Source organism: Arthrobacter sp. YN (assembly GCF_002224285.1).
Taxonomy (GTDB): domain Bacteria; phylum Actinomycetota; class Actinomycetes; order Actinomycetales; family Micrococcaceae; genus Arthrobacter.
Map to the genome: position 1 here is coordinate 1,481,212 of NZ_CP022436.1, position 20,741 is coordinate 1,501,952.

The window sequence follows — 20,741 nt, forward strand, 5'->3', positions numbered from 1 at the left end:
CCCTTCGGCTTAGCTCAACACGGCCAGCATGATGGCGATGAAGTGGGCCGCGAAGGCCAGCACGGTGAAGGCGTGGAACAGTTCGTGGAAGCCGAAGTGCTTGACGCTGAAGTTGGGCTTCTTGGTGGCGTAAAACACCGCGCCGGCGATATACAGGGCGCCGCCCACGCAGATCAGGATCGCGGCAGGGGCGTTGGCTGTGAAGAACTGCGGCAAGTAGAACAACGCTCCGCAGCCCAGGGCGATGTAGACGGGAACGTACAGCCAGCGCGGTGCGTGGGTCCATAGAATCCTGAAGAGGACCCCGACGATCGCCCCGGACCAAACAAGCCACAGCAAAGTGACGGCCTCGGAACGTTCCAGCAGGGACCAGGCCAGCGGGGTGTAACTGCCGGCAATGACCAACATGATGTTCGTGTGGTCCAGCCGCTTGAGGACCATGCGGACTTTGGGGGACCAGTTTCCCCGGTGGTACACGGCACTGACGCCGAACAGGAGGAAGCCGGTCAACGCATAAATGGCGGACGTGATTTTGCGGTCCGGTGTCGGGGCAATGGTCACCAGCAGAATCCCCGCAGCGAGAGCAAAGGGAGCCGCTACAGCATGGATCCACCCGCGCCAGACGGGCTTGGTTTCGAGGAGCTCAGCCATGGTTAAACCATAACTTACGTTTCGGTAAGTTACCGCAGGGTAACAAGCGGTCAAGGGATTTTTCACGCCTGGCTGCACCGGCTCGCCAGCTGGGGAAGGTAGCCTAGTGTGTGCGTCGTCGTCGTACAAGCAAGGAAGTCAGGTGAGAGTCCGGTGGAGCTGCCCGGTTTCCTCTATGGCTTCTATGAGCGCAAACTTCTGCGCTCCCTCAAACAGGACCAGATCCCGCGGCATATCGGTGTCATGGTGGACGGCAACCGTCGGTGGGCACGCCAGTTCAACGCACCCACCAGCCAGGGACATCAGGCCGGTGCAGACAAAATCCACGAGTTCCTCGGCTGGTGCCAGGAACTGGGCGTCAAAGTAGTGACGCTCTACATGCTTTCAACGGACAACATGAACCGCTCCGGTGAAGAGCTGGATCTCCTCATGGGCATCATCGCCAACACCATGGACCGCCTTGATGAAGACGAGGACGTCTCTGTCCACGCCATGGGCGCTCCCGAGCTCCTGCCGGACTATCTGGCCGAACGACTCAACAAACTGACGGCCCGCACGCCGGTCCACGAAAAGATCCACGTCAACGTCGCCGTGGGTTACGGGGGCCGCCGCGAAATTGTCGACGCCGTCCGGGAACTCCTGCACGATGCCGCCGCCAAGGGACGGAATATGACCGACGTCGCAGATGAACTTTCGGTGGACGACATCTCCCGGTTCCTCTACACCCGCGGCCAGCCTGATCCTGATCTGGTCATCCGCACGTCCGGCGAGCAACGGCTCTCCGGTTTCCTGATGTGGCAAAGCGCTTACAGCGAGTTCTACTTCTGCGAGGCATTGTGGCCGGCATTCCGTAAGGTCGATTTCCTTCGCGCACTCAGGGATTATGCCGGGCGCCAGCGCCGCTACGGAGCCTAGGGCGCCCCGGTTCATCAAAAATTAACGAACCGGACATGCGACTTGCCGACCGCGGGTTGCGGAAATGAATGTGTCCGGGATTACGTTATTCACATCAGCAGGCAAAACCGCCCGCTGATCGGGGAGGCCAGTACATGGAGCGGATCATCGCACCAGTTACATGGGAGGCCACGCCCGGCCTTCCGGCCGAGCCGCTTCACCATTAGGCCGGGCGAACTGCCCGGGGCTGGAGTCGATGTGGCTATTTCTGAGCAACTGCCCGCAATGGTTTCCGACGGGGAAAGTGCAGCTACCTCTCGCGCCAAGCGGGTCCCACAAACAGCGCGGACCAAAAAGTCCGTCACCGGCCGGAGCTACGTGATCGACACGTCCGTCCTGCTGTCCGACCCCCACGCATTGCTGCGATTCGCTGAACACGAAGTCATCGTCCCCATCGTGGTCATCAGCGAACTGGAAGGAAAACGCCACGATCCCGAACTCGGCTACTTCGCCCGCAAAGCACTGCGGCTCCTGGACGATCTGAGGATCGAACACGGCGGCCTCGACCAGTCCATTCCCATCGGGAAGGACGGCGGAATGCTGCGGGTGGAAATGAACCATATCTCCCCTGACGTGCTGCCGGCAGGATTCCGTGGAGGCGACAACGACAGCCGCATCCTGGCTGTGGCGAAGAACCTGGCCAACGAAGGCCACAACGTTACCGTGGTCTCCAAGGACCTCCCCATGCGCGTCAAAGCATCCGCCATGGGACTTCAGGCCGACGAGTACCGGAACGAACTGGTCAAGGACTCCGGCTGGACGGGAATGGCCGAGGTCGAAGCCAACGACGAGGAAATCACCACCCTCTACGGCCACGAACCGGTTTTCATCCCTGCTGCCGCTGAACTTCCCGTCAACACCGGACTGGTCCTTCTCTCCAACCGGGGATCCGCGCTAGGCAGGGTAGGGGCCGACAAGCAGGTCCGCCTCGTCAAGGGTGACCGCGACGCCTTCGGCCTCCACGGACGCTCGGCCGAGCAGCGGCTCGCCATTGACATGCTCATGGACCCCGCCGTCGGCATCGTTTCCATCGGTGGGCGCGCGGGCACCGGCAAATCCGCGCTGGCACTCTGTGCGGGCCTGGAAGCAGTCCTGGAACGCCGTGAGCACCGCAAAGTGGTGGTCTTCCGCCCCCTGTACGCCGTAGGCGGCCAGGAGCTCGGCTACCTCCCCGGATCCGAGTCCGAAAAGATGAACCCGTGGGCCCAGGCCGTGTTCGACACCCTTGGCGCCTTGGTGAGCCAGGAAGTCGTTGAGGAAGTCATGGACCGGGGCATGCTCGAAGTCCTGCCACTCACCCACATCCGCGGACGTTCGCTGCACGACGCCTTCGTGATCGTGGACGAAGCACAGTCACTCGAGAAAAACGTCCTCCTCACCGTCATGAGCCGCATCGGGCAGAACTCCAAGATCGTCCTCACCCACGATGTCGCCCAGCGCGACAACCTCCGGGTAGGCCGGCACGACGGTGTCGCGGCCGTCGTCGAGACGCTCAAGGGGCACCCGCTGTTCGGGCACATCACGCTGACCCGTTCGGAGCGGTCACCGATTGCAGCGCTGGTGACGGAGTTGCTCGAAGGGGCTGAAATCTAAGCTGCGTTTGCCGCACGGTGGTCACCACCGCGCGGCCACGGCCTCCCGCCGTCGCTTAGACACAACGCAAAAGGACCCCGAAGGTCGCTGGGCGACCTTCGGGGTCCGATGCGTTGCGATGCGCTCCTTTCCGGGAGACCACAGCCGCGCTATTGCCTGAGAGCCGTTAGAGCTTCAGGTACGTTCTCAGTTCTTCGTGGCCTTGGACTTTGAGGGTCCAGTCCGGGCGTTTGAAGGTGGTTGGGGTGAGGCGGACTTTTTGGACTTCCTGGACGGTGTCTCCCCAGCCATCGCGGAAGATGCCGTTGGGCTCGTAACCGAGGCTGGTGGAGACGCCCAGGGACTGTTGATTCCAGGAGGCGGCCTCGGACTCGGCTACTTCGGCGCCCAAGTAGTCAAAGGCATAGCTGACGACGGCGGCTCGCATCTCCTTGCCGAACCCTTGCCCTTGGGCGGACTGCTTGAGCCAGGAACCAGTGCTTACTGTTTTCAAGGTGTTGAAGTTCTTGGCCCCGATGTCCTGGACGCCGAGGAACTCGTTGTCATGCCAGACCGCCAGGAGGAGGGTCCACGATTCCTTGGTGAAGTTGGCACGGCAGCGCCAGTACCACTGGGCCATATTGGGAGCGAGTTCATGGTCCGGAAGGTCGGTCCACGGGGTGCTGAACGGGCTCTTGCCGGGTTCGTGGACACCTGAACGCGCCGCGGCGACGGCGGCCGGGATGTCGTCGTCGAAAACTGGACGGATGCTCAACCTCGGGGTGGTGAGGGTGAGTCCGAGCGGGGGCCAGATGTCTGCCAGCGATGTCATCGCCGTAGCTTAGCCCGGCAGGGGGAGCCGCGCGAGTCACATCGCAGGGAGGCTCGCCGAGGGGTTGGGTCTCGGGACTTTGGTGCTCCGATACTGCCGGGAGCTAACTCCTCGGCGGTGGGCGCTGTTCAGGCGGCCGGGCCGATGTCCCATGGGATGTGGCGTCGAACGTCCGTGAGGTTCATGGACTCAGCCAGGAAAAGGTCGTCCAGCATGTACTCGTCCACGGCCAGGATCTTCAGCCAATGTCCTTTTCCCGACGAGTCCCCGTCCAGGCTTTGGCTGGCAACGCAAACCCCTGTGCCGGCGTCGATCCTGATCAACGTTCGTCCGATGTGTGCCAAAGGCTCGGCAGGATCCGATGGAACATAGGTCCTGCTGCGGGTCACGATGGTTTCCAACGCGAGGCGGCCCTCGTGGTCCACTTCCCGGGTTCTTCCAGGAAGACGGGGTTTGTGTCCGGGAATTCAAGGGGAACCGGTGCGTTTCCGGCCAGTTCCACGGGATCGAGGGCGGCAGCAAGGCGGCCATTACCGAAGGAGGGCTCACCGTAGGCGGCCTCCGGACGTCGTCTGACCAAGCCAGCGTCGTCGTAAACGGGCGTCACCAGATGGGCCGGAAGCAACCATGAGCGGCGTGTTGAGGACACATACAGATCATCCCGGGAGTCGTTGATGCCCGTGGTGCTGTGCAGCAATTGGCCGTCCGGTGTTTCCAGGCGAAGAGCGCCCGGCCGCCTCAGCCATGCGCGGACCATGGTGCCGCCCGTGCCGGGCCGTTCCAGATATTCGAAGCGGAGGCTCGTCCATTTCCACGGCGAAGAACGGCAAAGATTCCGGAATGTGGAGGACAGGTCCAAACTCTGTCCTCCTGCGCTGTAGCTCCCCATATCCACAGTTTACCTAGGCGTTCAAGCGGGCCCTGCGGACAAAGCGGGATAGCATCCGAGAGTGATCCGACGACTCTCCGACCTCTGGGACGCCAGCCCGCTGGGCTTCTGGCTGGTGATGGCCGCGTGCCTGTACTTCGTGGTGATGGCGGTTCGGCTCACGGTGATAGACGTGCGGAGCCACCTGTTGCCCAACCGCATTGTGTTTCCGTCGTACGCAGTGGCAGGGGTGTTGTTGCTGGCGGCATCGCTCCTGGCATTTTTCGCCGATGCCGGTCCGGACCGCCACCTTTCTGCGGACCTGTTCGCTGTGCCCGGACTCCGGGTCCTCGCGGGAGGCGCTGTGCTGTGGCTCTTCTACTTCGTGTTGAGGCTCATCCACCCGCCCGGCATGGGTTTTGGTGACGTCAAGTTGGCGGGTGTGCTGGGCCTCTACTTGGGATACCTGGGGTGGAGCCACGTGTTTGCAGGGACGTTTGCCGCTTTCATTCTGGGCGGTCTGTGGAGCCTGGCCATCCTGGTGTCACGCCGCGGTACCCTGCGTTCGGCCATTCCTTTTGGTCCGTTCATGCTGGCGGGGCGGCAGCTGCCATGGTGCTGATACCCGCATGACGCTTCCCACCGTGCCAACTGCGGCCGAACTGCAACCGTCCCCGTGTTTTCGCGTTCACCGTGCTGCGGCATGCTTAGCCCAGCGGGTGTTTTGGATGTGTTTGAAGGTGGCAGGAGCTGCTGTGGGACGGACCAGGTTGAGGTTCTTGATGGGAGCCTCCCTTTCCTGTGCGCTACTGCTGACGGGATGCGGGCAAGCCATCAACAATCTCGACCAAGCAGCTCTATCCAGCAGCCAGCCGGACCCTGCGCAGCAGACTGGCACAACACAGCAGCCGGGTAGTACCGAACAGCCCTACCCCACGCAGGTGCCGGAAACTCCCTGTGAAGGAGGACCGTTGGGCTGTGCCGGGTTCACGTCCGTGCGGGGGAAGGACGTGACGGGGACGTGGCTTGGCTCGGAACGGAGCCGCTGCGGGTGAGCTCGCGGCATGCCAACGGCGAGTGGACCCTCTTCGTCCACACACCGTGCAATCACCTGCAGGTTGCTGTTTCAGTGCGGGAGGATGTCCTGACGCAGCTGTGGATGGCAGTGACCGATAAAGCCTGCGGGAGCCGGAGGAGAGCTACCAGCACTGGACGGAAAAGCTCTTTGAGCAGCCTGTTCAGTGGAAGCTCGACGGCGACACCCTCACCTTGAAGAACTCACATGCCACCATCGAATTGAAGGAAAGCTGACACCATGGGTGCACCGGAATTTGTGCTGAAATTGCGGGAAAAGATCGGCAACGATCCCCTCTGGCTGCCGGCCGTGCGGGGAGTGGTCTTCGACGACGAAGGCAGGGTGTTGTTGGGCCAGCGTGCCGACAACGGTCATTGGGCACTGATCACCGGCATGTTGGAACCCGGGGAGCATCCAGCACCTGGGCTTGTACGGGAAATCTTCGAAGAAACGGCGGTGGTTGCTGAGACCGAACGGATCATCGGCGTCGGGGTTGTGGGGCCGGTGACCTTCCCCAACGGGGACGTCTGCGACTTCCTGGACATCACCTTCCGGTGCCGATACGTATCCGGGGAAGCCCAGGTCAACGACGACGAATCGCTCGCCGTGGGATGGTTCGAGTTGGATGACCTTCCGGAGATGAGCGCCGGAAACCTTGAAGCCATCAGGCTTGCCACGGAGCCCGAAGGCCCCGTGGCGTACCAAGTGGAGGACTAGCGTTACCGACGTCCCGCATCGGCTGTCGGGCGATCCTTGTCAACGCCATCCGAAGCTTCAAGTTCCGCTTCCAAACGCGCAGTCTCGAGTCGCTCGGCTTCAAGGCGGTCAGCTTCTTCACCACCCACAGCCTCACCGCGTGCCACCATTCCGGCGGTATCGGAGAGAGGGATCTGCTTGAGCGTGATGGCCAGGATCAGTGCGATGGCAATGAACGGAACCAGATACCAGAACACGGGCGCCAGCGAGTTGGCGTAGGCGTTGACGATCGCGTCCCGCAACTGCTCAGGCAGCTGTGACAGTGCCTGCGGATCCAACGTGCTGGTGGACTGCGAAGCCTGCTCGGCAGAGGCGCCAGCGCCGGTAAATGCCTCGGTCAACGATTCGGACAAGCGGTTGGTGAAGATCGCACCGAAGACAGCGACACCCAGCGATGCACCTACTTCACGGAAGTAGTTGTTGGTGCTGGTGGCCGTGCCGATCTGGTCAGCCGGAACGGAGTTCTGCACAACCAGGACGATGACCTGCATGATCAGGCCCAGGCCTGCACCGAAGATGAAGAGCTGGACACAGATCACCCAGATGGGCGTGGACGCAGCGAGTGTGGTCAGCCACAACATGGCCGCGATGGTCAGCGCCGCACCGAGGATGGGGTACATCTTGTACTTGCCGGTCTTGGAAATGCGGATACCGGAGTAGATGGACGTTCCCATCAGGCCAACCATCATGGGAGCATCAGCAGGCCCGACTCGGCCGCCGAGGTACCCGAGGACATCTGCAGGAACGTCGGCACAAAGGCGATGGCAGCGAACATGCCAAGGCCCAAGGTGAAGCCGATAGCCGTTGCGTTGATGAAGATGGGGTTCTTGAACAGGCTCAGGGGAATGATGGGATCCTCGGCCCGGCGTTCAACCATCACAAAGGCGAAGGCGGCCAGGACCATGCCCGCGCCAAACGCCCAGGTAAGCGGCGAGTCCCAGCCCTCGTCCTTCTTGCCACCGAAGTCGGTGAAGAAGATGAGGCACGTGGTGGCTGCGGAGAGAAAGACGACACCCAGGATATCGATCTTCTTTTCGGCCTTCTTGTTGGGCAGGGTCAAGGTGAACCAGGCGGTGATGAACGCCGCGATACCAATGGGGATGTTGATGTAGAAAGCCCACTCCCACGTGAGGTGGTCCACGAAGAATCCGCCCAGCAGCGGTCCGGCCACAGCGGAGAGACCGAAGATGGCGCCCAAAGGGCCCATATACTTGCCGCGTTCCTTGGCAGGAACGATGTCAGCGATGATGGCCTGCGACAGGATCATCAGGCCACCACCGCCCAGGCCCTGGAGGGCGCGGAAGATGACAAAGCCCCAGAAATCGGTGGCGAAGGCGCAGCCCACGGACGCCAGCGTGAACAGGGCAATGGCAATGAGGAACAGGTTGCGGCGCCCCAGGATGTCACCAAACTTGCCGTAAATGGGCATCACGATGGTGGTGGCCAGGAGGTAGGCCGTGGTGATCCAGGCCTGGTGCTCCACCCCGCCGAGCTTGCCCACGATGGTGGGCATGGCGGTGGAGACGATGGTCTGGTCGAGGCTGGACAGGAGCATGCCTGCGATCAGCGCCGAGAAGATGATCCAGATGCGTTTCTGGGTCAGCAACAGCGGTTCTGCTGCCTTCGAGAGTGTACTCATGCGGGGTCCTTCGAGGTTTCAAGGGGATTGGGGCCCAATTGCTGGTTCGTGGCCAGCGGCTGGGCAAAGAGTTTCCGTGCGGCGTTGAGGTTCTGTTCGAGGATCCCGCGGTACGGGCGGGTGTTTTCCTCCGAGAAGAACTGCTGGGCTGCCTTCTTGGAGACCGCCCCAAACAACGCCGTCGCAGTCATGACTTCCGGATGCTCAGGATCCAGCCCTTCGCGGGCGGCCACCAGAGCGGCGAATTGCCGTTCACGGGCCTCGCCTTCAAGGGTCAGGCGTGCCAGCAGTTGTGGTTCGGCCGTGATGGCAGCGATGAACTGTTGGACCTCGGTACGGCTGATGGATGAACGCTCCATCAGGGTCACGGTGAGCACATGCAGAGCCGCCAGAAGAGTTCCGGAGATGCTGTCCGGTGTGCGCGAAGGGTTCTGGTTGAACGACTCCAAGGCGTCTGCGGGCAACTCATCCGAGAAGGAACCGATCACGGCGTCTTCTTTGGAATGGAAGTAGTTGAAGAAGGTTCGGCGCGAAATGCCCGCCGCTTCGCAGACTTCCTCAACAGTGAAACCGCTGAGGCCATGCTCCGCGGTCAGGGAACGCGCGACGGCGGTGATCGCCGTCCGCGTGGCAGCCCGCTTGCGCTCGCGGAGGCCGCCGTCGATATTTGCACTATTGATCACAAAGTAAAGTTTTGCACTCTAAGCTACAAAGTGCAAAAAGAGTCAGAAGTTTTTGTACAGCAGATGCCCTTGAGGGAGGGTCTTAGGGGCGTCTGCTGTACAAAAACTCCGGGGTGCGACGACGGCCGGCACCTTTCGTACGAAAGGTACCGGCCGTCGTCGTGCTGTTGAGTTTTAGACCAGGAGTCAGGCCTTGTGGGCCGGTGCCGTCATGGTGGTGACGTCCAGGGCCTTGTCGAGCTCGGCCTCAGTGACCTTGCCTTCGCCCTCGCCGACGAAGCCGAGCTTCTCGGTGGCCTGGCGGATGGTCAGGCCCTCCTTGACGGCGATCTTGGCGATCTTTGCAGCGTTTTCGTACCCGATGAACTTGTTCAGCGGGGTGACGATGGACGGGGAGGCCTCGGCCAGGAAGCGTGCACGCTCCACGTTGGCGGTGATGCCGTCGATCATCTTGTCAGCCATGACGCGGCTGGTGTTGGCCAGCAGGCGGATGGACTCCAGGAGGTTGGCGGCCATGACAGGGATGCCGACGTTGAGCTCGAAGGCGCCGTTGGTGCCGGACCAGGCGATGGCGGTGTCGTTGCCGATGACCTGGGCGCAGACCATGATGGACGCTTCGCAGATCACCGGGTTGACCTTGCCAGGCATGATGGAGGAGCCCGGCTGAAGGTCCGGAATGGCGATTTCGCCGAGACCCGTGTTGGGGCCCGAGCCCATCCAGCGGAGGTCGTTGTTGATCTTCATGAAGGAGATCGCAATGTTGCGGAGCTGGCTGGAGCCCTCGATGAGGCCGTCGCGGTTTGCCTGTGCTTCGAAGTGGTCGCGGGCCTCGGTCAGCGGCAGGCCGGTGTCGGCTGCGAGCAGTTCGATGACGCGCTCCGGGAAGCCGGCAGGGGTGTTGATGCCGGTACCCACGGCGGTGCCGCCGAGGGGAACTTCGGCAACGCGGGGGAGTGCTGCGTTGATGCGCTCGATGCCGTAGCGGACCTGCGCGGCGTAGCCACCGAACTCCTGGCCGAGCATGACGGGCGTTGCATCCATAAGGTGGGTGCGGCCCGATTTGACGACGTCCTTGAACTCCACTGCCTTGCGGTCGAGGGAAGCTGCCAGGTACTCGAGGGCCGGGATCAGGTCGTTGATCAGGGCCGACGTAGCGGCGACGTGGACGGACGTCGGGAAGACGTCGTTGGAGGACTGCGAAGCGTTCACGTGATCGTTCGGGTGGACAACTTTGTCGCTCCCGGCGGCCGCGAGGGCGCGCGATGCGAGCTCGGCAATGACCTCGTTGGTGTTCATGTTGGAGGAAGTGCCCGAACCGGTCTGGAAGACGTCGATGGGGAAGTCGCCGTCGTACTTGCCGGTGGCTACCTCATCGGCGGCGGCGGCGATGGCCTCGGCGAGCTCACCATCGAGCACCCCCAGTTCGGCGTTCGCCAGTGCAGCGGCCTTCTTGACGCGGGCCAGGGCTTCGATGTGTGTGCGCTCAAGCGTCTTGCCGGAGATCGGGAAGTTCTCCACAGCACGCTGCGTCTGGGCGCGGTACAGGGCGTTCACGGGGACGCGAACTTCGCCCATCGTGTCATGTTCAATACGGAACTCAGTGGTGGAAGTCATGGGGCTAGCTTAGGGCGATTGGACGCCGCACAGAAAACCCGGAGGGGAGTGCTACGTGCTCCGGCGCCAGGGCCGGAGCACGTGCTCCTAGAGCTTGCCGATCCCGGAAACGAGGGCCGCGCGGCCTTCATCGAGCTTGTAGGACAGGCCAATGACAGCCACCCGACCGTCGTCGATGGCGTCGGAAATCACACGCGAGCTGTCAGCCAGGCGGGCGGCGGTCTGCTTGACGTGCTCCACCACCATGTCGTTGACGTCTTCCTGGCTGTTGCGCTTGGCCGTCAGGACCGAGGGCGTGATGCGCTCCACGAGGTCACGGATGAAGCCAGGAGGCATCTCACCCGTTTCGACGGCGGCTTTGGTGGCCTTCACTGCGCCACAGCTGTCATGGCCAAGAATCACAATCAACGGAACCCGGAGTTCGCTGATGCTGTACTCGAGGGAGCCAAGCACGGCGTCGTCAATGACCTGGCCGGCGGTGCGGACTACGAAGGCGTCACCGAGGCCCAGGTCAAAGATGATTTCGGCTGCGAGCCGTGAATCCGAGCAGCCAAAAATGACGGCAAAGGGATTCTGGTTCTCGATGAGTGAGGATCGTCGCGAAGCATCCTGGTTGGGGTGCAGGGATTCGCCGGAAACAAAACGTTCATTGCCCTCGCGGAGACGGCGCCACGCCAGGGCTGGAGTCAGGTAAGTAGGCACGAGCCTTACTTTACGACGCCGACACGGCAGTCCGTGAAACTGTTGCGCCGATTAAGCGGACGGTTGCGTCGACGCAGGGGCTGAGGAGGGCGCGCTTGCCGGCGGCGCCTGCTCTGCGGACTTCACGACGGCGGCAGCGAGCGTTGCGAACTCATCCAGGCTCGCGGTGCCGCTCAAGATGATGGTGGTACCCCGGTACTCCAGGACCATGCTGCGCTTCTCCTTGCCGGAGTCCCGCAGTTCCCAATCCTGGCCCCCGGCGTTGCGCGTGCCGGTGACCGGGAGGTTCTCCGTCTGCTGCAAGACCCAGGTGGGGTTGGCCTGGGTGGTCTGGGTGAGGCCGATGAAGGCCTCCTTGGGGGTCAGGAAACCAATCTCCCAGGTGGGGACGCCGCTTCCCGTGCCTGATTCCCACCGGGCGTAGTTGGGTTTGAATGTGTCGCCCGTATCCGGGGTCACCGGTGTGAATCCTGCCACACCTGTGGCATTGCGGGCAATGGCTGCCACGTCAACATCGGGCCGGAAGCCCTCGCCCTTGGGAGCCGGGTTCATCAAAACGATGGGGAGGAAAGCCAGCACGCAGACAAGCAGGGCAATGACCATGCCAATGACCGACGCATTGGCCCGCTTGGCAGCTTTCGCCGCAATGACGGGTTTGTAGGGGGCATCCGGGATGGCCTGGGCATCGTTTTGGCTGGCCGCTGCAGCGTCCGATTGGTTCTCGGCTGCGGGCTTGTCCTGCGTTTCACTCACCTGTCCATGATCCCTTATCCCGGCAGGGAACACACATCCGGTAACCTCACCACCAGCATCGGGGGCTGTGGTCATCCAACGACTCCGGGACCACGTGGCGACTATGATCGTTGATAGAGGAACCCCGGGTTGCCCCGCGCAACCATGTCCGGTCCCGTGAATCGTCACTCGAAGAAGAGGTTCAAGTGTCTCCTGCACCAATGACCCAGCAGTATTCCACGATTTCGCCGTCGCTCGCCGTCGGCCTCGACGAACCCGACCGCAACCTTGCGCTTGAACTCGTCCGTGTCACCGAAGCCGCGGCAATTGCCGGCGGCCACTGGGTAGGTTTCGGTGACAAAAACAAGGCAGACGGCGCCGCCGTCGATGCCATGCGTTCATTCCTTCAAACCGTCCACTTCAACGGCGTCGTGGTCATCGGTGAAGGCGAAAAAGATGAAGCCCCCATGCTGTTCAACGGCGAGCAGGTTGGTGACGGCACCGGTCCCGAGTGTGACGTCGCCGTCGACCCCATCGACGGAACCCGCCTGACCGCCCTCGGCATCAACAACGCCCTCGCGGTGCTGGCAGTTGCTGAGCGTGGATCCATGTTCGACCCCTCCGCCGTGTTCTACATGGAGAAGCTCGTTACCGGCCCCGAAGCCGCCGACATGGTGGATCTGCGCCTGCCCGTCAAGCAGAACCTGCACCTCATCGCCAAAGCCAAGGGCGTTAAGGTCAACCAGCTCAATGTCATGATCCTGGACCGTGACCGCCACCGCGGGCTCGTGGAAGAAATCCGCGAAGCCGGTGCGCGCACCAAGTTCATCATGGACGGCGATGTCGCAGGAGCAATCGCAGCAGCCCGCTCCGGAACCGGCGTGGACGCCCTCATGGGCATCGGCGGCACCCCGGAAGGCATTGTCACCGCCTGCGCCATCAAGTCCCTCGGTGGTGTCATCCAGGGTCGGCTGTGGCCCACCTCGGACGACGAGAAGCAGAAGGCCATCGACGCCGGACACGACCTCGACCGCGTCCTGTCCACCAACGACCTCGTCACCTCCGACAACTGCTACTTTGCAGCGACCGGCATTACCGATGGCGACCTCCTCCACGGTGTCCGCTACCAGAAGGACCGCGTGCTGACCCAGTCCATCGTGATGCGCTCCAAGTCCGGGACGGTCCGCTTTGTTGAGGCCGAGCACCACGCATCAAAGTGGGAGACGTACGCGCGCAAGCCGTAACCCCCGCGTTGCTGACGCGTCTTTGACGCGAAAAGCGCACTATCGCTCTGCGGCTATCTCCTCGTACCTCGTCGATTTGATGCCGCTGACGCGATAGGGCGCTTTTCGCTGTCCGGAAGCGATGGTGCCGCGGCTTCCGGCTTCGCGCTGTTGTGGGGAGGGTAGGGCAGAGCGCGAGGTGTGCCCCCACCACCCACTTTGATTTGGGAACCCTGCCGACACACCGTGATCCACGGCGTGTCAGAGTGCCCCGGGCTCAAAGTGGGTGGTGGCGGTACGGGTGGATCGCGGGGAAAGGCCTAGCGGAGTTTGTCGCGGAGCTTTCTGGCCAGTTGGTAGGCGCCGTAGCGGAGTTTGTTGACCGGGAGGTCCCAGGTGCCGGCGTAGGAGACTTCGCGGCCGCCGAAGGACTTCTTGAACGCCGTGAACCCGGCCCATTTGTGGTCCGGCTGGTCCTCGGGCGCCACGCCCCAGAGATCCACGTGCTTCAAGCCCTTCTCCTTGGCGTCAGCCATGAGTGTCACCAGGAGGGGGATGCCCGCGCTGAGCTTGCGGTGGGTGTCGTCCAGCGCCGCGTGGGCGTAGACGCGGGTGTCAGCGGAGTCGTAAGCGAAGGCAGCAGCGATGGGTTCGCCCTCCAGCTCCGCTATGAACAGAGTTCCGGCGCCGTTGGGCAGCAGGGAAGCGGCTACTTGGGTCAGGTACTCGTCGCTTTGGGGCTTGAAGCCGTTCCGGGCAGCTGTCAGATGGAGGAAGTGCAGGAGAATCTTGATGTCTGCCGGATCCTGGGAAGCGCGGAAGGTCACGCCCTTCTTGTGGATGTTCCGGTACAGGTTCCGGTTGGTCGGCTTCATGCCGGCCAGGACGTCTTTGAAGTCGCCGTCGAGGTCCACGATCCAGCTGAGCTCAGGCTGCTGGTTGACCGGGGCGGGACGCAAGCCACGCGCGCGAAGGAGGGGGCCGGCGTCGGAGGCTGTAAAACCGGCTGCGGCAGGTTCCATCCGGACGAAGACCGCATGCTCCTTCTTGGCCAGGGTTACCAATGCCGCCGTAGCGGCGTCGAACGCTTCAACGGACTCTGCCACGGGACCGTAGGGGGCGTAGATGACCTTGCCGGCGGGGTTCTTCTCCTCAATGGCGAGGAAGCTCCAGCCCGGGCCGGACTGTTCGTGGACACGGCGGCCCAGGGAACGCTGGACAGCAGCCCACGCGGGGGTTTGCAGGAAAAACTCCATGGATCAGTTCCCCAGCCCTGTGGTGACGGCAAAGGCGATGCTGGTTTCCGTGGCTCCCTGGACAGGATGGACGTTCACGGGTGCCTCGAGATCCGGAATGAAGGCGGCCGCGCCGCGCTGGAGGCGGAGGTCGCTCTTGGGCGAGTCAAGCAGCACCGAACCGGAAACCACCACGACGACGGCCGGTCCGGTTTGCGCCAAGGGAACCGGCTCGGCACCCGGGCCAAGTTCAATGCGCTGCAACTGGAATTCCTTGAAGGGCGGCCGGTACAGTTCCTGCCCGAACTCGGTGCCACTGGCCTGGACGCGCGGCACTCCGAGGGCTTCGAACCGGACGGTTTTCAGCAGTTCCGGAACGTCCACATGCTTGGGGGTGAGGCCGCCACGAAGCACGTTGTCGGAAGAAGCCATGACCTCCACCCCAAGTCCATGAAGGTAGGCGTGAATGTTTCCCGCGGGCAGGTAAACCACCTCGCCGGGCTCCAGCGTGAGGTGGTTGAGGAGAAGTGAGATGAGGACGCCGGGATCGCCGGGGAAGGCCTCGTTGATATCCAGCATTGCCGTCAGGGCTTCCCGGTGCGGCTCCAACGGAGCTCCGGCGGACAGGACGGCCACTACCTCGTTGATGGCGTCGGAGATGTCGCTGCCACCTTTGATAAGGCGGCTGAAAGCTGCCTTGAGGGCGGTGGCTTCGTCGGCGTGGGCGAGATCGGCGATGACGTCCTGGATGACGGACGGGATATCCACAGCCGCTGAATCGAGGACCTGTGCCAGGTGCTCAAAGATGCTCCGCGAATCAGCAGGGGAGCGGAAACCACACAAGGCCCTGAACGGAGTGAGGGGAAAGACCATCTCCGGTTTGTGGTTGTTGTCGCGGTAGTTGCGATCCGCCGCGTCCGCGGGGATCCCGGCTGCGTTCTCCCGGGCGAAGCCTTCCCGGGCCTGCTCCAGGCTGGGGTGCACCTGCAAGGACAAGGGCTGTTCCGCTGCCAGCAGCTTGGTGAGGAACGGCAACCGCGGTCCGAATTCAGCCAGGCTCTCCGCACCCAGGTACCGCTGGGGATCGGACTCGATCAAGGCGTTCAGGGGCTGGGTCACGCCGTTGGGGTGAAGGGCTGTGGAGGGGGAGTCCGGGTGGGCGCCGATCCACAGTTCGGCTTCGGGGCCACCTGAGGCCGGCCGCCCCAGCAAGTCTGCGATCGCCGTCGTCGAACCCCACGCGTAGGGTCGCAAAACATTCTCAATCTGGTACACGAAAGAAAGTCCTTATCGTTGCGCTGGACGTGGGGTGGAGGGGATCTGCACGCTTACAGCGGTGCGCACTGTCCGTTGGTGGCTACGAGATCCCGGATGCCTTGCTCATCGCCCTGGGCTTTGAGGCCGTTCAGCAGTTCGATGGTGATCGGGGTGCCGTCCGGTGTGGTGGTCACCGGAGTGAAATCGGCCGACGGCGAGGGAAGCTGGCTTGCGGGGAGGCGCCCTGCAACGGGCCCGGCCGCCACGATGGTGCCGGCAGCTGCGCCGTTGGGCGATACGACGGCGTCATCGGCCTTGGCGGCGTTGGATGACGCCAGGACTTCCTGGACCTTGGAGTGGATGAGGTCGAAGTCGGGCACGGTGGAGAACGACGCGTCGAAGTCCGGAGGGCCGATGGTGAGCCGCTTGACGGGCTGGTTCTTGGACTTCAGGGCGAGGTCCACGAAGCTGCCCAGCTGGTTGGAAGAAATATTGGAATCAACAACCTTGGTGCCGGCGTTGGCGATGTCCTCGAACTTGGTCAGGAGGGTGGCCGGATCCAACTGCTTGAGCATGGCCTGCTGTACGCATTGCTGGCGGGCAATGCGGGCGTAGTCGTCCACGAATTCCCGGGAGCGGCCGTACCAGAGGGCGTGGAAGCCATCCAGGTGCTGGTCACCGGCCGGGATCCAGCCGTCCGGCATGCCGTGGATCCCGTTGGCTTCATCGGTGACGGGACCACTGATGGGAACCCAGCCGCCGGCCTTGATGCGGATGCCGCCCATGGCGTCGATGAGTTTGGCGAAGCCATCCATGTCCACCAGGACGTAGGCCTGGACCGTGATTCCGAGCGTGCCGGAAACCGCCTCCAACGTGGCCTGGGCGCCAGGATCGGCAACGCCGGGGTAGAGGTTCTGGTAGTTGTTGGTGACCTCGGTATTGACGGCATTGATGAGGCATTCGTCGCCGCAGTTGTAGCCCTCAGGGTAGATCTCCCGCATGGGCGAGCCCTCGCTGAACTGGGCGTTCTGAAGGTTGCGGGGGACGGAGATGATGGCGCTCTCGCCGGTCTTGGCGTCGACACTGATGACGGAGAGGCTGTCCGGGCGGCGGCCCGTCCTGTCATCCCCGGCGTCGCCACCCATCATGAGGAAGTTGTAGCGCCCGTCCACGGGATCGATCGCCGGGCCGGCATTGAAGATACTGCCGATGGCGTTCCGGCTGACGTTCAGGACGTAGGCGATGTAGCCCAGCGAGCCGCTGGCAAGCACGGTAGAGGCTGCCAGGACCACGGCAATGATGGGCCGCATCCCCGGAGCCAGCAGGGCAGGCCTGATGATCCGCAAGGTGTTGAGGAACAGATAGGCCCATCCCAGAGCCAAAGCCACGAGGACCACGATGATAAAGAGCGAACCGACCGGGTGGGTAAAAATACTGAGCAACACGGTGCGGTTCACCAACGCGATGAACAGGGTAACCAGCGCCAGTGCCCACACGGTGAGCGTGACGCGCAGCGCCACCCGGCCAAGTTTTCGGTCCCCGGCAACAATCTGGGCGCTGCCGGGGATAAAGAGCGTGAGGAGCACCAGCACGAAGGCGCGTTTGGTCCGCACCGGGGCGCTGGCCCCGGACGGATAGCGGACGGGATCAGTCAGGGCGGAACCGGGCTGATTCGAAGTCTTGTGCATGGTAGTCAACCGCTGCCTTCCTAGCGGGAGCCCCGGTCTGAAGCGTTGGCAGGGGAGAAGACTTCCTCTACTTTGCGGCGCAGGTTTTCGCCCTTCTTGCTGGCGACGTCATTGAGCTCCTGGGCAAAATCGAGGAGATCTGCGCGGAGCTTCGCGGCGAGTTCGTCCGTTCCCGAGGCCAGCATCCGGACAGCAAGGAGTCCGGCGTTGCGGGCCCCGGCAATGGAGACCGTGGCCACGGGAACACCTGCAGGCATCTGCACGATGGACAGCAGGGAGTCCATGCCATCCAGGGTCTTGAGGGGCACGGGGACGCCGATCACAGGGAGCGGTGTCACTGAGGCCAGCATGCCGGGAAGGTGGGCGGCACCGCCGGCACCGGCGATGATGACCCGCAGTCCACGCTCGTGGGCAGTCTGGCCGTAGCGGATCATTTCGGTGGGCATGCGGTGCGCAGAAACGACGTCCGCCTCAAAGGGGATACCGAATTCCGCCAAGGCGTCCGCTGCAGCTTCCATGACGGGCCAGTCTGAATCCGAACCCATCACGAGCCCTACCAGCGGGGCTGTTGCTTCTGACGTCATGCGGTCTCCTCAAGAGTGGTCTGCTCGGGCTTGCGGCCGTCGCGGATGATGTTGGCCACGACCGTGGCGCGCTGGCGGACAGAGTCGACGTCGGAAACCGAACTGCCTACGAGGTTCACGTGGCCGATCTTGCGGCCGGGACGAACGGACTTGCCATAGGAGTGGACCTTGGCAGCGGGTTCGTAGGCCAAGGCCATGGGGAAGGCCTTGAACAGGTCCTGGTTCTCGCCGCCGAGGAAATTCTTCATGACCACTACGGGCGCCAGCGCGTCTGTAGCGCCGAGCGGCAGGTCCAGCACAGCCCGAAGGTGCTGTTCGAACTGGCTGGTAATGGATCCGTCCTGCGTCCAGTGCCCCGTATTGTGCGGGCGCATGGCAAGTTCGTTGATGAGGAAGCCTGCTCCGACACCCGGCGTTTCAAACAGCTCTGCAGCCATCACGCCGGTGACGCCAAGCTCGTTGGCGATGCGCAACGCAGCTTCCTCGGCGGCAGCGGCCACCTCAACGGGGATGTTCTGGGCCGGTGCGATGACTTCGTCACAGACACCGTCCACCTGAATGGTGTGGACCACGGGCCAGGCCCGCGATTCGCCGCTGGGCGTGCGGGCGACCAGTGCCGAGAGTTCGCGGCTGAAGTCCACCTTTGCCTCCGCAAGCAAGGGGCTCATGGCCTGGAACCAATCGGCGGTGTCCACGGCATCCTCTGCTGAGTGGACAATCCTGACACCCTTGCCGTCGTAACCGCCGCGGGGTGTCTTCAGGACAACGGGCCAGCCGATGCGTTCGCCGAACGCCACCAGCTCTTCAACGCTGTTGACTGCGGACCACTCTGGATTGGGGAGGCCGAGGCGGTCGATTGCAGCCCGCATCACCAGCTTGTCCTGGGCGTTGACCAGCGCATCGGGACCCGGCTGAACGTTGACGCCGGCATCCAGAAGGGCCTGCAAGTGTTCAGAGGGGACATGCTCGTGGTCGAACGTCAGCACGTCCAGGCCCTTGGAGAACTCAAGCAGAGCGTTCAGGTCCTTGTAGTCGCCGATCGGGGCTGTGGCCACCGCGGCAACAGCCGAAACGTCCTCACCCTCAGCCAAAACACGGAGTTCGAAGCCCAGGGCGGTAGCGGGCGGAGCCATCATTCGTGCGAGCTGGCCGCCGCCAACAACGCCAATTACTGGAAAAGTCACAAGGTTCAGCCTACCGAACCGGCGGCGGGATCACTGATTCTGCCGCCCTTGCGACTGCTTTTCCACAGGTTCCGGCGGCATGAGGGCGCCAGTATTGGCGTTCTCACAGTCACCTCAAAGGCAGTGCGGGGAAATCGGCGCTAAAATGGACTTGGCCCATCGGCCCACCTTTTCAACGGCCATGGAGGGTCATGATCACCACACTTGCAGATCGCATCCGCGGACTCGCCTCGCTTTTTTGGCGCGAAGTAGCGAAGTTCGGCGCCGTCGGCGGTGTTGCTTTTGTCATTGACTCGGCCGTTTTTATCTGGCTTTTCTCGGGACCGATGCACGGCAGCGAAGTGTGGGCCAAGGCCATAGCAACCATCGTTGCAAGTGTTTTCTCGTGGGTCGCAAACCGTTTTTGGACATTCCGCCACCGCAAACAGGCGAATGTGGTCCGTGAGGCCGTGTTGTTCGCCATCATGAACCTGGTGGGGCTCCTGATTGCGTCCGGTTGTGTGTGGTTCGCCAAGTACATCCTGGACCTGAACGACAAGCCCTCGCTGTTCATCGCCGGCAGCGTAGTAGGCCTCGTCCTGGGCACCATCTTCCGCTTCTTTGCCTACCGCTTTTGGGTGTTCAACGAAGAACTGGATGCCGAGCCGGAGTTCTCGCATGACCACGAGATCATCGAACTCCACCACAAAGCCAAGAGCGACGCCGGAGCTGCCAACCCCGGCACCGGCGAGTTGCCGTCTGTTAAGAACGGCTGACCCGCTCGTTCTCCAGCAGGTGATCGGTCACCTCGAGGTCAGGGTGCACCAGCACTACCGAGCCGTCGCCGTGCCACGCGCCCAGTGATGAGGCCAGGCATTTCTCCAAGCCGTCTGTTGCGCGAACCAGCAGGCGGACGCCGGGTTCATGGCCAGCCGCAAACTCCTCGATAAGGGCTTCGTGAGTGAGTTCCGAGGCACCCCGCACTGCGGGCAAGCCCGGGGCAGGTTCGTTGTGCGCCATAAAGACGTCGCCATGGGAGCGGACTTCCGCCGCGTAATCCACGACGCCGGATGGCAGCTCACCGGGCCAACGCATCGCAAGTGCCGCGAGAGGTACGGCCACCACCGCGTCGAAGCCGGACCCGTCGCCGTCGTCGGGAGTGTCGGTGACCAGGAGATCCGCGGAGGTGTGGTCAAAGACCACCTCCATGCCAAGCTGCCAGGCCGCCAAGGCCCAGACGAATGACTTCCAGTGCGCGGGGAGGTCCAGCCGGATGGTCATGCCGGGTTCCGCGTCCAGCTCGTCCTGCAGGAGATTGCTGGTCTTGGCCACCCAATTGTCCAGGACACGGCCAGAAAGCTCCACCCGCTCAGAGTCAGGCCCGTACCACGTGAGCCGTGGTGAGGTTGAATGGCCGGATCGCAGGGCGGTCATCAGGTTCGCTGCCGGGATGCTCATGCGTCAATCTTGCCACGGTGGCCCCCTGCCGTCCGGGGGATAATCACCGGGATTG

Annotated in this window: 17 protein-coding genes and 3 pseudogenes; 6 read left to right on the plus strand and 14 right to left on the minus strand. The window is 62.9% G+C overall.

Annotated features, from left to right (window positions below; all coding sequences use genetic code 11):
• Positions 1–9 precede the first annotated feature (9 nt).
• Positions 10–651, minus strand: coding sequence for a PAQR family membrane homeostasis protein TrhA (gene trhA, locus CGK93_RS06800; protein WP_089594169.1), 642 nt, complete (start codon positions 649–651; stop codon positions 10–12).
• A gap of 153 nt (positions 652–804) precedes the next feature.
• Here trhA and CGK93_RS06805 point away from each other — a divergent pair, with 153 nt between their 5' ends.
• Both CGK93_RS06805 and CGK93_RS06810 read left to right on the plus strand, forming a co-directional pair.
• The gene (locus tag CGK93_RS06805; RefSeq protein WP_089594170.1) at positions 805–1,566 is read left to right on the plus strand and encodes an isoprenyl transferase; all 762 of its coding nucleotides are present in this window, start codon (positions 805–807) and stop codon (positions 1,564–1,566) included.
• Positions 1,567–1,608: 42 nt separating this feature from the next.
• Positions 1,609–3,198 (plus strand): PhoH family protein, encoded by a 1,590-nt coding sequence (locus tag CGK93_RS06810; RefSeq protein WP_442857025.1) that lies wholly within the window; start codon positions 1,609–1,611, stop codon positions 3,196–3,198.
• A 166-nt stretch (positions 3,199–3,364) separates the two neighbouring features.
• On the opposite strand, the gene CGK93_RS06815 is transcribed toward CGK93_RS06810, so the two are convergent.
• Together CGK93_RS06815 and CGK93_RS06820 are read right to left on the minus strand one after the other, a co-directional pair.
• Positions 3,365–4,009, minus strand: a complete 645-nt coding sequence (locus CGK93_RS06815; protein ID WP_089594172.1) for a GNAT family N-acetyltransferase — start codon at positions 4,007–4,009, stop codon at positions 3,365–3,367.
• Positions 4,010–4,137: 128 nt separating this feature from the next.
• A pseudogene (locus CGK93_RS06820) lies at positions 4,138–4,898 on the minus strand (hypothetical protein).
• 61 nt (positions 4,899–4,959) lie between these two features.
• Here CGK93_RS06820 and CGK93_RS06825 point away from each other — a divergent pair.
• Both CGK93_RS06825 and CGK93_RS06830 read left to right on the plus strand, forming a co-directional pair.
• Positions 4,960–5,510: pseudogene (locus CGK93_RS06825) on the plus strand (prepilin peptidase).
• Positions 5,511–6,192: 682 nt separating this feature from the next.
• Positions 6,193–6,669, plus strand: coding sequence for an NUDIX hydrolase (locus tag CGK93_RS06830; protein ID WP_089594173.1), 477 nt, complete (start codon positions 6,193–6,195; stop codon positions 6,667–6,669).
• A 2-nt stretch (positions 6,670–6,671) separates the two neighbouring features.
• Here CGK93_RS06830 and CGK93_RS06835 read toward each other — a convergent pair.
• The 5 genes and pseudogenes from CGK93_RS06835 to CGK93_RS06855 form a co-directional block, all read right to left on the minus strand.
• A pseudogene (locus CGK93_RS06835) lies at positions 6,672–8,347 on the minus strand (MDR family MFS transporter).
• Positions 8,344–9,030 carry a TetR/AcrR family transcriptional regulator gene (locus CGK93_RS06840; RefSeq protein ID WP_089594174.1) on the minus strand — a complete coding sequence of 229 codons (687 nt, stop codon included), beginning with the start codon at positions 9,028–9,030 and terminating at the stop codon, positions 8,344–8,346. Before CGK93_RS06840 ends, CGK93_RS06835 begins: the two are co-directional and overlap by 4 nt.
• A 186-nt stretch (positions 9,031–9,216) precedes the next feature.
• Positions 9,217–10,644 (minus strand): class II fumarate hydratase, encoded by a 1,428-nt coding sequence (locus CGK93_RS06845; RefSeq protein ID WP_089594175.1) that lies wholly within the window; start codon positions 10,642–10,644, stop codon positions 9,217–9,219.
• 87 nt (positions 10,645–10,731) lie between these two features.
• Positions 10,732–11,346, minus strand: a complete 615-nt coding sequence (locus tag CGK93_RS06850) for a carbonic anhydrase (protein ID WP_011774029.1) — start codon at positions 11,344–11,346, stop codon at positions 10,732–10,734.
• Between the two features lie 51 nt (positions 11,347–11,397).
• Complete coding sequence (locus CGK93_RS06855; protein WP_232481566.1) at positions 11,398–12,099, minus strand: DUF4245 domain-containing protein; 702 nt, start codon at positions 12,097–12,099, stop codon at positions 11,398–11,400.
• Between the two features lie 200 nt (positions 12,100–12,299).
• On the opposite strand from CGK93_RS06855, the gene glpX reads away from it, so the two are divergent.
• Positions 12,300–13,322: a class II fructose-bisphosphatase gene (gene glpX, locus CGK93_RS06860; protein ID WP_198318375.1), complete on the plus strand. Its 1,023-nt coding sequence runs from the start codon at positions 12,300–12,302 to the stop codon at positions 13,320–13,322.
• Positions 13,323–13,621: 299 nt separating this feature from the next.
• Here glpX and CGK93_RS06865 read toward each other — a convergent pair whose 3' ends face one another.
• Genes CGK93_RS06865 through CGK93_RS06885 form a run of 5 tightly spaced genes read right to left on the minus strand, consistent with a single transcriptional unit; the run spans position 13,622 to position 19,249 of the window.
• The gene (locus CGK93_RS06865; RefSeq protein WP_089594178.1) at positions 13,622–14,557 is read right to left on the minus strand and encodes a lipid II:glycine glycyltransferase FemX; all 936 of its coding nucleotides are present in this window, start codon (positions 14,555–14,557) and stop codon (positions 13,622–13,624) included.
• Positions 14,558–14,560: 3 nt separating this feature from the next.
• Positions 14,561–15,811, minus strand: coding sequence for a mannose-6-phosphate isomerase, class I (gene manA, locus CGK93_RS06870; protein ID WP_089594179.1), 1,251 nt, complete (start codon positions 15,809–15,811; stop codon positions 14,561–14,563).
• Between the two features lie 53 nt (positions 15,812–15,864).
• A complete protein-coding gene (locus CGK93_RS06875) occupies positions 15,865–17,481 on the minus strand; it encodes an LCP family protein (RefSeq protein WP_089594180.1) in 1,617 nt (538 codons plus the stop codon).
• 20 nt (positions 17,482–17,501) lie between these two features.
• Entirely contained in the window at positions 17,502–18,065 is a 564-nt protein-coding gene (gene purE, locus CGK93_RS06880; protein ID WP_089594181.1) for a 5-(carboxyamino)imidazole ribonucleotide mutase, read from the minus strand.
• Complete coding sequence (locus CGK93_RS06885; RefSeq protein WP_089594182.1) at positions 18,062–19,249, minus strand: 5-(carboxyamino)imidazole ribonucleotide synthase; 1,188 nt, start codon at positions 19,247–19,249, stop codon at positions 18,062–18,064. Before CGK93_RS06885 ends, purE begins: the two co-directional genes overlap by 4 nt.
• Before the next feature lie 191 nt (positions 19,250–19,440).
• Between CGK93_RS06885 and CGK93_RS06890 the strand changes: the two genes are divergently transcribed.
• Positions 19,441–20,004: a GtrA family protein gene (locus tag CGK93_RS06890; protein ID WP_089594183.1), complete on the plus strand. Its 564-nt coding sequence runs from the start codon at positions 19,441–19,443 to the stop codon at positions 20,002–20,004.
• Here CGK93_RS06890 and CGK93_RS06895 read toward each other — a convergent pair.
• Positions 19,991–20,686 (minus strand): TIGR03089 family protein, encoded by a 696-nt coding sequence (locus CGK93_RS06895; RefSeq protein ID WP_089594184.1) that lies wholly within the window; start codon positions 20,684–20,686, stop codon positions 19,991–19,993. The two genes, CGK93_RS06890 and CGK93_RS06895, sit on opposite strands and share 14 nt — an antisense overlap.
• Positions 20,687–20,741 lie beyond the last annotated feature (55 nt).